The organism is Scytonema hofmannii PCC 7110 (assembly GCF_000346485.2).
In the GTDB taxonomy this organism is placed as follows: Bacteria; Cyanobacteriota; Cyanobacteriia; order Cyanobacteriales; family Nostocaceae; genus Scytonema; species Scytonema hofmannii.
In genome coordinates this window covers 8,028,437-8,040,810 of the sequence record NZ_KQ976354.1, presented here as the reverse complement: position 1 = coordinate 8,040,810, position 12,374 = coordinate 8,028,437, and the positions used below count along the sequence as shown (strand labels likewise).

At 42.1% G+C, this 12,374-nt stretch carries 12 protein-coding genes and 1 pseudogene; 8 read left to right on the top strand and 5 right to left on the bottom strand.

What is annotated here, in order from left to right:
* The first annotated feature begins 137 nt into the window (after window positions 1-137).
* On the top strand, window positions 138-1,370 hold the full coding sequence (locus tag WA1_RS33885; protein ID WP_017743605.1) for an MFS transporter: 1,233 nt from the start codon (window positions 138-140) through the stop codon (window positions 1,368-1,370).
* Between the two features lie 166 nt (window positions 1,371-1,536).
* Here WA1_RS33885 and WA1_RS33880 read toward each other — a convergent pair whose 3' ends face one another.
* Window positions 1,537-3,024, bottom strand: coding sequence for an amidohydrolase family protein (locus tag WA1_RS33880; protein WP_017743606.1), 1,488 nt, complete (start codon window positions 3,022-3,024; stop codon window positions 1,537-1,539).
* Between the two features lie 88 nt (window positions 3,025-3,112).
* Window positions 3,113-4,597 carry an amidohydrolase family protein gene (locus WA1_RS33875; protein WP_017743607.1) on the bottom strand — a complete coding sequence of 495 codons (1,485 nt, stop codon included), beginning with the start codon at window positions 4,595-4,597 and terminating at the stop codon, window positions 3,113-3,115.
* A 469-nt stretch (window positions 4,598-5,066) separates the two neighbouring features.
* Between WA1_RS33875 and WA1_RS33870 the strand changes: the two genes are divergently transcribed.
* Window positions 5,067-5,258, top strand: a complete 192-nt coding sequence (locus tag WA1_RS33870; RefSeq protein WP_017743608.1) for a hypothetical protein — start codon at window positions 5,067-5,069, stop codon at window positions 5,256-5,258.
* Window positions 5,259-5,498: 240 nt separating this feature from the next.
* Here WA1_RS33870 and WA1_RS33865 read toward each other — a convergent pair whose 3' ends face one another.
* Both WA1_RS33865 and WA1_RS33860 read right to left on the bottom strand, forming a co-directional pair.
* Window positions 5,499-5,702, bottom strand: coding sequence for a hypothetical protein (locus WA1_RS33865; protein WP_201789136.1), 204 nt, complete (start codon window positions 5,700-5,702; stop codon window positions 5,499-5,501).
* Window positions 5,703-5,907: 205 nt separating this feature from the next.
* The gene (locus tag WA1_RS33860; RefSeq protein ID WP_017743610.1) at window positions 5,908-6,963 is read right to left on the bottom strand and encodes an LLM class flavin-dependent oxidoreductase; all 1,056 of its coding nucleotides are present in this window, start codon (window positions 6,961-6,963) and stop codon (window positions 5,908-5,910) included.
* A gap of 175 nt (window positions 6,964-7,138) precedes the next feature.
* Between WA1_RS33860 and WA1_RS60545 the strand changes: the two genes are divergently transcribed.
* From WA1_RS60545 to WA1_RS33835, 6 genes and pseudogenes are all read left to right on the top strand, one after another.
* A complete protein-coding gene (locus tag WA1_RS60545) occupies window positions 7,139-7,270 on the top strand; it encodes a hypothetical protein (protein WP_272819293.1) in 132 nt (43 codons plus the stop codon).
* Between the two features lie 221 nt (window positions 7,271-7,491).
* Window positions 7,492-7,662 carry a hypothetical protein gene (locus WA1_RS57455; RefSeq protein ID WP_017743612.1) on the top strand — a complete coding sequence of 57 codons (171 nt, stop codon included), beginning with the start codon at window positions 7,492-7,494 and terminating at the stop codon, window positions 7,660-7,662.
* Window positions 7,663-7,732: 70 nt separating this feature from the next.
* Window positions 7,733-8,425 carry a MetQ/NlpA family ABC transporter substrate-binding protein gene (locus tag WA1_RS33850; RefSeq protein ID WP_066613108.1) on the top strand — a complete coding sequence of 231 codons (693 nt, stop codon included), beginning with the start codon at window positions 7,733-7,735 and terminating at the stop codon, window positions 8,423-8,425.
* A pseudogene (locus WA1_RS33845) lies at window positions 8,355-9,116 on the top strand (IS701 family transposase); the annotation flags it as partial. The gene WA1_RS33850 and the pseudogene WA1_RS33845, both read left to right, overlap by 71 nt.
* Window positions 9,117-9,171: 55 nt before the next feature.
* Complete coding sequence (locus WA1_RS33840; RefSeq protein ID WP_026134669.1) at window positions 9,172-10,200, top strand: aliphatic sulfonate ABC transporter substrate-binding protein; 1,029 nt, start codon at window positions 9,172-9,174, stop codon at window positions 10,198-10,200.
* Between the two features lie 361 nt (window positions 10,201-10,561).
* Window positions 10,562-11,800, top strand: coding sequence for an acyl-CoA dehydrogenase family protein (locus WA1_RS33835; protein ID WP_017743615.1), 1,239 nt, complete (start codon window positions 10,562-10,564; stop codon window positions 11,798-11,800).
* Between the two features lie 50 nt (window positions 11,801-11,850).
* Here the strand turns inward: WA1_RS33835 and WA1_RS33830 are convergent, their stop codons facing one another.
* Window positions 11,851-12,243: a carboxymuconolactone decarboxylase family protein gene (locus WA1_RS33830; RefSeq protein WP_017743616.1), complete on the bottom strand. Its 393-nt coding sequence runs from the start codon at window positions 12,241-12,243 to the stop codon at window positions 11,851-11,853.
* Window positions 12,244-12,374 lie beyond the last annotated feature (131 nt).

Sequence of the window (12,374 nt, the reverse complement as noted above, 5' to 3'; positions counted from 1 at the left end):
AATATTTAGTAAATCAAACATTAAGTATTACAAACTAATCGATTAACGCAATCTGTCAACCAGCTCCCGTGTGGGTTGGTCAATCACTTTTTTAGTCGGTTGTTCGACGAACAAATTATACTGTAAAGCAATTTAGAATGTCCCAACAACTTCACGATCCTTATGCCGCATGGCGCTATCGTAATTACCGTCTCTTTGCCATTGCTCGCAACCTTCTCCTGTTTGGTACTCAAATGCAGAGTGTAGCCATTGGTTGGGAACTCTACGAACGCACTGGTTCAGCACTCATCTTAGGTGGAGTAGGTTTGGTACAAGTAATTCCAGTAATTTTACTGATATTACCTGCAGGTCATATTGCCGATAGATGGAACCGCCAGCGTACTGTATTCTTTACCGATTTGATGCTTGCCTTGTGCTCCTTTGGTTTAGCAATCCTCTCTTATTCTCACGGCTCTATTTTTCTCTTTTTTACTTGCCTATTTTTAGGTGGTGTTGCTAAAGCTTTTAACAATCCAGCTAGTAATGCTCTGCTACCCCAACTTATCCCCCTAGAAGTATTTAGCAATGCAGCCACATGGAATAGCAGTGGTTTTCAACTAGCAGCTGTACTTGGTCCAGCGTTAAGTGGAGCGCTCATCGCCCTACAAAAAAGTGCCACTAGAATCTATATCATTGACGGAGCACTAATTATGATCTGTATGGGTTTAATTGCAGCTATCCCTTACAGTAAAACTGTTCGTTTATCACCGCAAACACCTTCTTTTAAAACTTTAGTCGCGGGAATGCATTTTGTCTGGCACAATAAAGTCATTTTCGCTGCGATCGCTCTTGATATGTTTGCTGTGTTGTTGGGGGGAGCAACGGCATTGTTACCCGTCTTTGCTAAAGACATTTTGCAAGTTGGTCCGACTGGATTGGGTTGGTTACGTGCAGCACCAGCAGTTGGCGCATTGTTAATGGCAGTATCCTTGGCACATCTACCACCAATGAAAAGAGCAGGGATTGCTTTATTGTGGTCAGTTGTTGGGTTTGGTGCAGTAATGATCGTCTTTGGCTTGTCGCGTTCTTTTTGGCTATCCCTACTGATGTTGGCACTGAGTGGAGCTTTTGACAACATCAGCGTCGTCATCCGTCACACCTTAGTACAGCTGCGTACCCCAGATGAACTACGCGGTCGTGTTTCGGCTGTGAATAGCGTGTTTATTAGCACATCTAATGAGTTGGGGAGTTTTGAATCTGGTTTAGCAGCAGCTTTGTTTGGACCGACTCTAGCTGTCGTTGGCGGTGGAATTGGCACGATTATTGTTGTGTTAATCATGACCTTGCTACTGCCGGAATTACGCCGACTAGGGGCGCTACATTCTGTTTGACCGACGATGCCAAGTTGATTTGCACATTAGGATGTCCAAGAAATAAAATACTCAATCTTGTGGTACGGGCGTCCTCGCCCGTCCCTTACTATTGGCAGGCTGTGAGCACCGCACCACAAGAAAAAGTTGATTATTTTTTTGTTTGGAAGCCCCTTAACTGGAAATCTTAACGCCCAACACTCACTAAATATTCTTCTGCCTCTTTCTCAACAGCCGTACCTTTGAAGAAGTCTTGATCGAGACTGGTGTACAACTCCAATGGGTGAATCGACAAGAAGTGGCGTAAATCTTCTTCAGTGATAATTTCCCCTTCTACTAAAGCGTAAGCGTTAGCAGTGACGGTGGTGATATCGGGTACATCCCAGTGACCGGAATCAGAACCCAAGAAGGCTTTAATCCGGACGCCATAGGGATTGGCTTTGCGGTTAAAGGCTTGTGCTACACGGGTATCATCTGATTCAGTGCCAAAGTAAAAATGATTCAAGAAGCGATCGCGAACATCTTCCGGCTTCTCAATTCCGGCATCGGCAAATTCATTTAGTTCGCCTGGTTCAGAGGGAGCTATCAAATCAGTGTGGAAGCCTAAACCACTGCCTAGTTTATCCAAGCGACCATCCACTAATTCACCACCATAAAGAGCATATAATCTCATCAGTTCTTCGCGATCGATATTGGCGGGGTTATTATTTTTTAACAAATGTTCTTTGTTGCGGGTTTCCCAATGCCAAATGATATCAGCATACAAGCTAGCACCCCAAGCTGAACCACCTTCCAAGAAAGCAAATTTTAAAGTGGGGAAGCGACGGGTAACACCACCGAAGAATAGAGATTTGCACAGTGCTTCTGCAGCAAAAGCAAAGTGGTTAATGTGGTTGTACTGAGCGTTGGTAACTGAGCGTTGAGTTGTCCAACCTTGACTAGAAGCGTGGGTAGTGGGTACAACTTTAAGTTCTACGCACTTCGCCCAGAATGGATCGTAATCATATTCGCTATCTATGCCAAAGTTATCAAGCCAAACCACTTCATTTGCAACTTCCTTGCCATACTTCTCAAAAGCAGGAATGGGACGACGGACGTAACCTGGGATTTGAATTGTTTTTAGTCCCAGTACCTTCACCGCATATTCTAACTCTTCAATTGCCTCTTGGGGCGTATGCATGGGAATTGCAGCAATTGGTGTGAGGCGATCGGCATAGGGGCGGAAAATATCAGCATGATAGTTGTTAAGTGCGCGGCACACTGCTCTTCGCATTTCTTCATTACCAATATTTGGAGCCATAGTTGCTAAATTGGGGTACACGACAGCAAAGTCTGTACCTGCTTCTTGCAAGCGTTCGTGTAATAGCTTAGGCAAGCTGATGGTAGCCAAATTTAAGGTATTTTTAGTCGGACGACCCCACCAGTTAGGACGGTTAGTGCGATAATTGAAACGTTCTTCCCAAGTTTGTTTATACCACTTAAAGCGAGAAGCTCCTGGTAAATGTTCTTTGAAGCGTTCAACAATTGCGCTTCCTGCAACTTGCTCTAAATAATCCAAGACTGCTGGTTCAAATTCCTGGGTATGAACATCAGTATCAATCACCGGATAACCCAGTTTTTCCCGAATCTGAGCAGACTTGGTTTTTTGTGTCGGACGGTCTAGAGCAATAGTCATGATATTTCACCCTAATTGTTCAAATTGTTGTTAATATGTTGGGCTTGAGTACTAAGTATTAGTCAGACTCTTTCCTAATCCCTAATCCCTAATCCCTATTCCCTAAATACTCCGAAGCTGCTTTTTCCACAGATGTACCCTTAAAGAAGTCACTGTTTAGGCTGGTGTACAACTCTAATGGGTGGATGGATAGGAAATAGCGCAGGTCTTCTTCTGTGAGAATACCCCGTTCGACAAAGGAGTATGAATTTGCAGTCACAGCAGTAATATCAGGTACATCCCAGTGACCGGAATCAGAACCTAAGAAGGCTTTAATCCGGACGCCATAGGGATTGGCTTTGCGGTTAAAGGCATGGGCTACACGGGTATCATCTGACTCTGTGCCGAAATAAAAGCGATCGAGAAAGCGATCGCGCACATCTTCTGGACTCTTAACTCCTGCTAGTGCAAATTCATCCTGTTCGCCTGGGTCGAGTGGAGATATCAAGTCAGCATGGAAGCCTAAACCACTACCTAGTCCATCTAAACGACCGTGTACTTGCTCGCCACCGTAGCGCATATAATACTCTAGCAGTTCTTCACGATTCACCTTGGCGGGATCGTTATTTTCCAACAAGTGGTCTTTATTACGGGTATCCCAATGCCAAATCAAATCGGCGTACAAGCTAGTACCCCAAGCCGAACCACCTTCCAAGAAGGCAAACTTCAAAGTGGGGAAGCGGTAAGTCACACCTCCAAAGAATAGTGATTTGCACAATGCTTCACCAGCAGAAGCAAAGTGACCGATATGGTTGTATTGGTAGTTAGAAATGGAGCGGCGATTTATCCAACCCATGCCACTAGAGTGGGTAGTGGGAACAACTTTCAGTTCTACGCACTTCGCCCAGAATGGGTCATAGTCATATTTACTATCTAAGCCAAAGGTATCAATCCAGATAGCTTCATTCGCGACTTCCTCGCCATACTTCTCGAAGGCGGGAATTGGACGGCGAATGTGACCGGGAATTTGAATTGCTTTTAATCCCAGAACTTTCACTGCATATTCTAACTCTTCAATTGCCTCTTGGGGCGTATACATGGGAATTGAAGCAATTGGTGTGAGGCGGTCAGCATAAGGACGGAAAATTTCAGCGTGGTAGGTGTTAGCAGCGCGACATACTGCTCGCCGCATTTCTTCATTGTTAATATGCGGACCCATAGTTGCCAAGTTGGGATACACGATCGCAAAGTCTGTACCTGCTTCTTCTAAGCGCTCATGCAACAATTTTGGTAAGCTAATGGTGGCTAAATTTAAGGCACTATCAGTAGGACGAGTCCAGAAGGGAGGACGTGTAGTGCGGTAAGCCCGACGTTCTTCCCACGTTTGCTTGAACCACTTAGAGCGGGATGAACCAGGTAAGTGTTCTTGGAAACGTTCTGCAATCGCACTACCAGCAACTTGCTCTAAATAATCCAAGAATGCTGGGGGAAATTCTTGGGTATGTACATCAGTATCAATGATGGGATACCCCAGTTGTGCGCGAATCTCTGCTGAACGTGTTTTCTTCTTGGGACGCTCCAGTGCGATAGTCATGATTATTTACCTGTGTTTGTGTAACTCATTATGTGATTAACACCTAGATACTCGGTGGCGAACACTGCCCAAAATTAAAGCACATGACATCGAATGCAGATATATTTGACAAAACCTCGCTTTACCAATTGTGCGAAGGTTACTCTCAGAATTTTAAATCTGCAAATCCTTTGACAAATTTAAAATACTATTCCTTGACCGATTAACAGGTGATTACTTTTGTATTGTGACATAACACTGGGCGAAATACAAATTTTTTGTAAACAAAATATATGTTAACCTGAAATTACGTAATACTAACTTTTAGATTAACTAAATATAGAAGAATGTCTTGCTTTGGATGATGTCTTGTGTTTTTTGCGGGACTGTGCCATAGTACAACTATAAATATACGTTAAGTCTATAGACTTAACGTACTTAACTAGTAATAGAAGATGCTTTTACTCTTTATTACTGGGGAGATCGTGTTATGACTAATTCTATTCGCATTGGTGTTCATTCCCATAGCCTTTCAGTATTTATCCTGAGCCGAAAGCCTAATTTGCTGGAAGATTTGCTCGAGCCAACTGGACTATCTGTAGGATGGATAGCAGAAACAGGTAGTAAGCAGACAGTAAAATTACTGAAATCTGGGGAAATCATCTTGCCGCAACATTTTTGAGGCGCTATTAACCGATCCACTAAGCGTATTTGATACCGATATTACTCTATCTAACAAATAATTTACGCTTTCTCCTCACGCGAGAAGGGGATAAATGGAAAAGAATGATAGTATCATCTTTGTTCTTACTGTTTATCTCTTTCTCCTTTTCTACTGTAATATACTTAAATCAGATGACACAATATCAAAAGTCAGGGAGAACCCGAAATTTTTCGCTCTCCTATTTGGATGGGAATCGGTTCAAGTTTTTGGAGATTGTGAATCTTTGAATTTCCATTGCACGTATGCCTCAAGGGAAGGAAAAAACTGGACGATCCCATCCAATCCTTCCGGTCTTCCTTTGAGATAACCTTCCAAATACGCTGAATCTTGACTTTTTGGCAAATGCCCAGTATTGCGATCGGCTATGACTAAGTAGCGGTTTTCTGGTTCAAAGCTCTCCAAAATGAACCAAAAGAGTCTATGACCATTGGACAAGTTTGGGGAAAAGTACTATCCGCCAGTTTCTCAAAACTCAAAAAAGTTGAGAAAGTTGGCTCTAACTGTACAAGAGATCGTGTAGAATCAGGCATAGATAATGGCAATCCAAGGGGGTGATAATGCACTCCTCGGGCTTCTGTTGGGTGATTGTTGGTTAAAAACTCAACAACTAAACAACTTTTTGCAAGCGTCGTACACGAGGCATAACTTCTTGGGCAAAACGTGTCATCTCTCTTACAAAGGGATTAAATTGCAGCATGAATGTATCGATACCTGCATCAACGAAAGCTGCAACGCGAGTGGCTACTGTATCATAGCTACCAACCAATCCTGCGGCTGTGCCACCATTGCCGCCAACAGCTGGATTTTTGGCGAAGAGTTGGAACATGACGGCTTCTGGGTCAACTCCTTTAACAACATTTAATTTATACTGTTCTTCGAGCTTTTGCAGTGCCATGAGTTGTTCTAGTTCTGCTTGTGCTTCTTCGTCTGTGGGACGGGCAATGACAAAGGCTGACAGATCAAAGCGGATTGGTTGAGGTAGGAAGCGGGGTCGGCTGAAAACTTGTTTAATTACTTTGCGGACATCTTCAATTGGCTGACCATTGATGAAATAAACATCGGCTTGTTGGGCTGCTAAAATTTGCGCTGAGTCTGATGCTCCTCCTAGATAAATACGAGAATAGGGTTGAGCAACACAAAAGGGTCGAAGGTTCAAATCTTGAATTTTGAAATATTCTCCCTCGAAGTTTACTTTCTCACCACTCCACAGAGCTACTACAACCTGCAACCATTCACCAGAGTAGCGATAACGTTCATCATGGGGTGGAAAGGGAATATTGGTACGCTCCATTTCTGGGCGAAACCAAGCACTAACTAGGTTTATGGCAAAACGTCCGCGACTGATAGCATCAATTCCTAAGGACATCTTGGCTAGGACGGCTGGATGAAATAATAAAGGTTTAATTGCAGCGATAATCTCTATGCTTTCTGTAGCTTCAGCCAACGCTGCACAAGCTGTCCAAGTTTCTAACTGATCTAACTCTAGACTGCGGGGGTTAGCAAGGTGCTGTGCTACTAAGGTTGTGACATATCCTAAACGTTCTGCTTCTAATACTAGCGATCGCGTGCGTTCATAACTAGCATCAATCGGTTCATCTGGCGTATTGAGAGGACCGAAGTTACCGCCCACAGGTGCCCAAATACCGTAGCGTGGTTGTGACATTTTTACCTCCAAATTAAGTGAGAAATAGATAGATATAGAATTTTAGATATACCCTTGTTTTTTCTCCTCATGTACGATAATCTCATAAAATACTACTGTAAATTGAGCGATTTATAGTAGTAAAACAGCTACAAAAGTAAAGTTTTAGTGCTGACTACAAAGGTTCTAGAAAGCTATGTCTAAACCACGCTATGGGATTTGGATTCCTGTTTACGGCAACTGCGGGGTAATGAACCCATTGGCAGTTGAGCCAAAAAGCTCTTGGTGTGGGGCTGAGTTTAGCGATCGCAGCTTGCACTCCCAGTAATTCAACTGATGCGCCAGCACAAAAACCGCAAGTCCCTAAATTAATAGTGCTGAAATGGGGCATCAAAAAGGGATGGTGCTGTTGAATATTTTAAAAGCGCAAGGAAGTTTAGAAAAAAGACAATTTTACAAGAGCTAGAAAAGGCTGGAATTTGGTCTAGAAACAACTATCATGATTCAGCCAAACTCCTTTCTAAGCTGTACAAAATTGATTTAAAAACAATGGAAACTGTAGAAGAACGTGGTGGTAAACGTCAAGTATTACCTGTAACAGATGAAATTCTGAGTGGATTACAACGTATGGCAGATACCTTCTATGAACTCAAAATTATTCCTAAAAAAATTGATGTTAAAGATAAAAATTACAACTGGGTTTCCGAGCAAAAGTGGTAAATCGAGATAATTCGTAATTTATAAAATATTAATATTTGTTCATTTTTTATTGATTATAGTAGGCGATCGCATGAATATCATCAATGTTAACCGTCGATTCTTTTTAATAGCCATTACATCCTTTGCGGCTTCTACAGTATTTTCTAGCTGTAGTTCACCTCAAAATAGTTCTGCTGCTAATACAACTGCAAATCCATCAGCAACCCCAGCTGCTAATACAACTACAACTGTAGCCAAAGACAAAATCAAAGTTGGTGTCACACCAGTTCCATCTGGAGAAATTTTAGAGTTTGTCAAAAAGAATTTAGCACCTGACGCTGGGCTAGATATCGAAATTATTACTTTCAATGACTTTGTGCAGAATAATACTGCTTTGAAAGATGGGGTAATTGATGCTAACTATTTTCAACACATCCCTTTTATGAAAGACTATGGCAAAAAACATAATTTTGAGATGTATGCTTTTACTCCCCAAATTCATTTAAATCCAGTGGGCATTTTTTCTAAAAAATATAAGTCTCTTAAAGATGTACCTAATAAAGCTCTAGTCACAATCCCTGATGATGTTAGCAATGCCCATCGCGCTTTAAAAGTGTTGGAAGAATCAGGGTTTATCAAACTCAAGCCAAATGTCCGTCCGGCGAGTCCTAAAGATATTATTGAAAATCCCAAAAACATTCAAATTAAAGAGATACCAGCGGCATCATCGTACAGTCAAAGGAATTCAGCTAATTACCTTGTATTACACCGATGTGTCGGGTAAGTCTGTACCAGTAAATTATCGCATTTATAACAAACAAGATGGTAAAACAAAAAATGACTACTTACGAGAAATGATTACTGAGGTTTTGGAGTGGGGATTGGAGCCAAAGATAGTGACTACTGATGCTTGGTATTCCAGTCAGAAAAACTTGAAGTTCCTAAAAAACCAGGAATTAGGGTTTTTAACTGGGATAGCTAAAAATCGTTCCTGTTCAGTCGATGGTAAAAATTTTATCCAAGTCCAAAATCTAGAAATTCCCGAAACTGGTTTAATAGTGTATCTGAAAAAGTTTGGGCAAGTGAAAGTATTTCGGAGAGATTTCAAAAACGAAGCTCACAGATATTACATCATGTATGTACCTGACCTCGATGCACTTTTTTCAATATCTATGGCAGAGTTTAAAGAATTACATTCAATTCATTGGGGAATTGAATGCTACCATCGAGCTATTAAACAAGTGTGTGGAATTGAGCGATTTATGGTGAGGACATCTGCGGCAATTAGAACTCACTTTTTTAGTGCTATCCGCGCCTTTACCCAATTAGAATTAATGAGAATAGAAGAGTTAATTGAAAACTGGTACGAAGTCCAGAGAAATTTGTCTCTTCACGTAGCTCGTGACTTCATTCTAGAACACCTTAAACAACAGGTAGGCTTGAATGCACATAGTCAATTTTCTGTCAATGCGTAAGTCCTGGATTTTATCAACACCAACTACAAGGGGACGATCGTACCCGTATTTTAATATGGTAGCAATATTTAAAAAACACAGCTTTCTAATGTTTTTAGCGACGGGAGTATTTACCCTGTCTACAAACCTAGTTGGTTGTAGCCAACAAACTACAGAGAAAACCGCTGTTGCCTCTAATAATATCAAGACTAAAGTATTAAAAATGGGCTATCAGTCGGCTGGAGATATAGTCAAGGTTAAAGGAGTTCTAGAAAAGCGTTTAAACCCACTTGGTATTTCTGTAGAGTGGTCGAAATTTGCCGCCGGTCCGCAACTTCTAGAAGCAATGAATGTAGGAAGTGTGGATTTCGGTTCTGTTGGTGAAACTCCACCTATCTTTGCTCAAGCCTCTGGTGTTCCTTTCGTCTATGTTGCTAGTACTAAACCTGGTACTGGTGAAGGAACTGCTGTTGTAGTGGAGAAAGACTCTCCTATCAAGACTGTAGCTGACTTAAAAGGTAAGGAACTAGCTTTTCAAAGAGCCACAGCACAACAATACTTCGTTGTCAAGGTTTTAGAAGAAGCCGGACTAAAACTTAGTGATGTTAAACACATTAACCTTACACCATTAGAAACTCGTGCAGCATTTGAACGTAAGAGTGTTGAAGCGGCAGTGATTGGCGATCCCCATTTGGCTGTATTTCAAAAAACTGCTAGAGTTCGTATTCTCCGCAATGGTAAAAATATTACTACTCAAGGAGGCTACTGGTTAGGTTCACGTAACTTTGTTAAAAAGCACCCTGAGCTAGTCAAAGTTATTTTGGAAGAGATTAACAATATCGGTAAATGGGCTGAAAGCAACCCGCGAGAGGTTGCCGAACTAATTTCACCTGAAGCAAAAATTGATGTTCCTACATTGGAATTAGTTGCAAAGCGGCGACGTTACACTCTCAGACCCCTGGGTGAAGAAGTTTTATCAGGACAGCAGAAGATTGCTGACTTGTTCTATCAGCAAAAATTTATCACAAAGAACATCAACGTTAAGGATGCGACTCTCTCGGCTGAACAGTATGCTGCTTTTACTCCAATAGATGTTAAGCCTTAAGCATTTGTCAAATTATGGTATGACTACAAACACATGACAGATGAAAGAAGTCAGTTAAGAACTACTTTTAATCAAGTAGCACTGTAAACAGATTGACAACTTAGGGAAAATTTGGGAGTATAAAATTACGGTAATCCGGTAAATTTTTGGTACTTAAGAAAACTTAAATACATCTAAAACCCTTACAGAGAAATAGTTTTTGTCGAGTGCAGTCGATGGCTTGAATATGTTACTAGATGTAATCGCCTCAAGGCTGGAAACATTCTTCAACTTTGTAGTGCCATGGCGTCAACCAGAAATAGCAATTGCCTCATCATTCACCAACATAGATTTTCCACAGTATATTCGGAGATAGAAACTCATGATTAAAAGTCTAGAGAAACTTGCAGATACCACAATTCAGTTTTCGGCTCCTGTGAGAGCAAATTCACCGGAACTCCAACAGCTTTTTGATTTTATTGCTTTGGGGGCAAGCGATCGCGATCGCGATCGTATCCTGCCTTTTGATGTGGTTGAATTAATCCGACGTTCTCGGTTAGGTGCATTGCGAATCCCCGTAGCTGAAGGTGGTGGTGGTAGCACCGCACGGGAACTATTTGAGGTAGTGATTAAACTGGGGGATGCCGATCCAAATGTCGCTCACATTGTGCGGAATCATTTCTCCATAACAGAGCGGATTTTGCGTTCCGATCGCACTCAAAGGAATCGCCGATGGCTCAAGGCTGTTGCTGATGGTGCAATTATTGGACTCGCTTTCACCGAGCTAGAAGTCAAGCGGGCTGGTGGCGGTCAAGTCGTGAATACAAAATTAACACCCGATGGTAACGGCTATCGTTTGAATGGGAGGAAATATTACAGCACTGGTAGCCTTTATGCGGACTTAATTTTCGTGCGTGTGCTAGTACCCGATGGCGATACAGCTTTTATACTCATTCCTACCAAACAAGAAGGGATTGACCTTGTGGATGACTGGGATGGCTTCGGACAAAGACTTACAGGCACGGGAACGACTACATTCACTAATGTCCGTGTAGAGGCAGATGAAGTCATTTTTGAGACAGACACAGACAAAGACTACCTGCCATACAACATCATTCCGCAATTATTCCTAACAGCAATTAACGCTGGCATTATTCGCAACATTCTGCGTGATGCAACAGATCTTGTCCGTACTAGACCCCGAACTTTCTACCATGCCGTAAGCGAGCAAGCAACAGAAGATCCAATTATACAGCAGACTGTTGGACAGATTGCCGCCAATGCCTTTGCCGCCGAGGCAATTGTTTTAGCAGCAGCTGATGGTCTAGATCGCCTTCCTGCTGCCAAAGCCTTGGGAGAGGAGGCAGAAACAGCAGAGGCATTGGCAACTTCTCTCAGTGCAGCCAAGGCTAAATTGATTGTTGATGATTTGGCATTACGTTCGGCTACCTTGTTGTTTGAAGTTGGTGGGGCTTCCACAACCAAGAAAAGCGCCAACTTGGATCGTCACTGGCGCAACGCCCGCACCTTGTCCTCACATAATCCAAATCACTTTAAGGCTCGTGCGATCGGCGACTACGAAATTAACGGCACACCATTGCCGCAACGAGGATTCTTCTAATTTTGTAGAGAACCGAAACCATATCGCAGTTTGACAAGACAGAAAAACTGCTATGTCTTAAATTTGTCGTCAACTGGAATTTGATAACCGTTGGCGAGACGATTAGTCATGTTTGCGGTAGCAACGATCGCCATCAATTCAGCGAACACATCATCACTCATTCCTTTAGCGCGTGCCGCAGTCGTGTGTGAGGCAATGCAGTATTCACAACCATTCGTGACGCTCACCGCAATATAAATTAACTCCCGCACCAATGGATCTATTTCTCCAGAACCTGCCATGACTTCCTTTAGCGTTTCCCAAGTTCGCCGTAGGGTGGGAGGATGATTGGCTAAGGCTTTCCAAAAGTTGTTGATATAGTCAGAGGAGCGCGTGGCACGGATATCATCATAAATTGCACGCACTTCATCGGTACTGTTTTCGTATTCTATCAGATTGGTCATGTTTTAATTTAAGGATTTTTCTCACAAGGAATTCAGAGACATTTTACAACGTTGTGTAATCAAGGATTTTTACAACACATTTATATATAAATTAAAACTTTCAATATCAGTGTTTGACCAGAGAAAAAATG

What these genes read in the sequence shown, in the direction of transcription:
- WA1_RS33840 (WP_026134669.1), top strand. Translation starts at nt 9,172, where the DNA reads ATGGTAGCAATATTTAAAAAACACAGCTTTCTAATGTTTTTAGCGACG.
- WA1_RS33875 (WP_017743607.1), bottom strand. Translation starts at nt 4,597, where the DNA reads ATGACTATCGCACTGGAGCGTCCCAAGAAGAAAACACGTTCAGCAGAG.
- WA1_RS33850 (WP_066613108.1), top strand. Translation starts at nt 7,733, where the DNA reads ATGAATATCATCAATGTTAACCGTCGATTCTTTTTAATAGCCATTACA.
- WA1_RS33880 (WP_017743606.1), bottom strand. Translation starts at nt 3,024, where the DNA reads ATGACTATTGCTCTAGACCGTCCGACACAAAAAACCAAGTCTGCTCAG.
- WA1_RS60545 (WP_272819293.1), top strand. Translation starts at nt 7,139, where the DNA reads ATGTCTAAACCACGCTATGGGATTTGGATTCCTGTTTACGGCAACTGC.
- WA1_RS33860 (WP_017743610.1), bottom strand. Translation starts at nt 6,963, where the DNA reads ATGTCACAACCACGCTACGGTATTTGGGCACCTGTGGGCGGTAACTTC.
- WA1_RS33830 (WP_017743616.1), bottom strand. Translation starts at nt 12,243, where the DNA reads ATGACCAATCTGATAGAATACGAAAACAGTACCGATGAAGTGCGTGCA.
- WA1_RS33835 (WP_017743615.1), top strand. Translation starts at nt 10,562, where the DNA reads ATGATTAAAAGTCTAGAGAAACTTGCAGATACCACAATTCAGTTTTCG.
- WA1_RS57455 (WP_017743612.1), top strand. Translation starts at nt 7,492, where the DNA reads ATGGAAACTGTAGAAGAACGTGGTGGTAAACGTCAAGTATTACCTGTA.
- WA1_RS33870 (WP_017743608.1), top strand. Translation starts at nt 5,067, where the DNA reads ATGACTAATTCTATTCGCATTGGTGTTCATTCCCATAGCCTTTCAGTA.
- WA1_RS33885 (WP_017743605.1), top strand. Translation starts at nt 138, where the DNA reads ATGTCCCAACAACTTCACGATCCTTATGCCGCATGGCGCTATCGTAAT.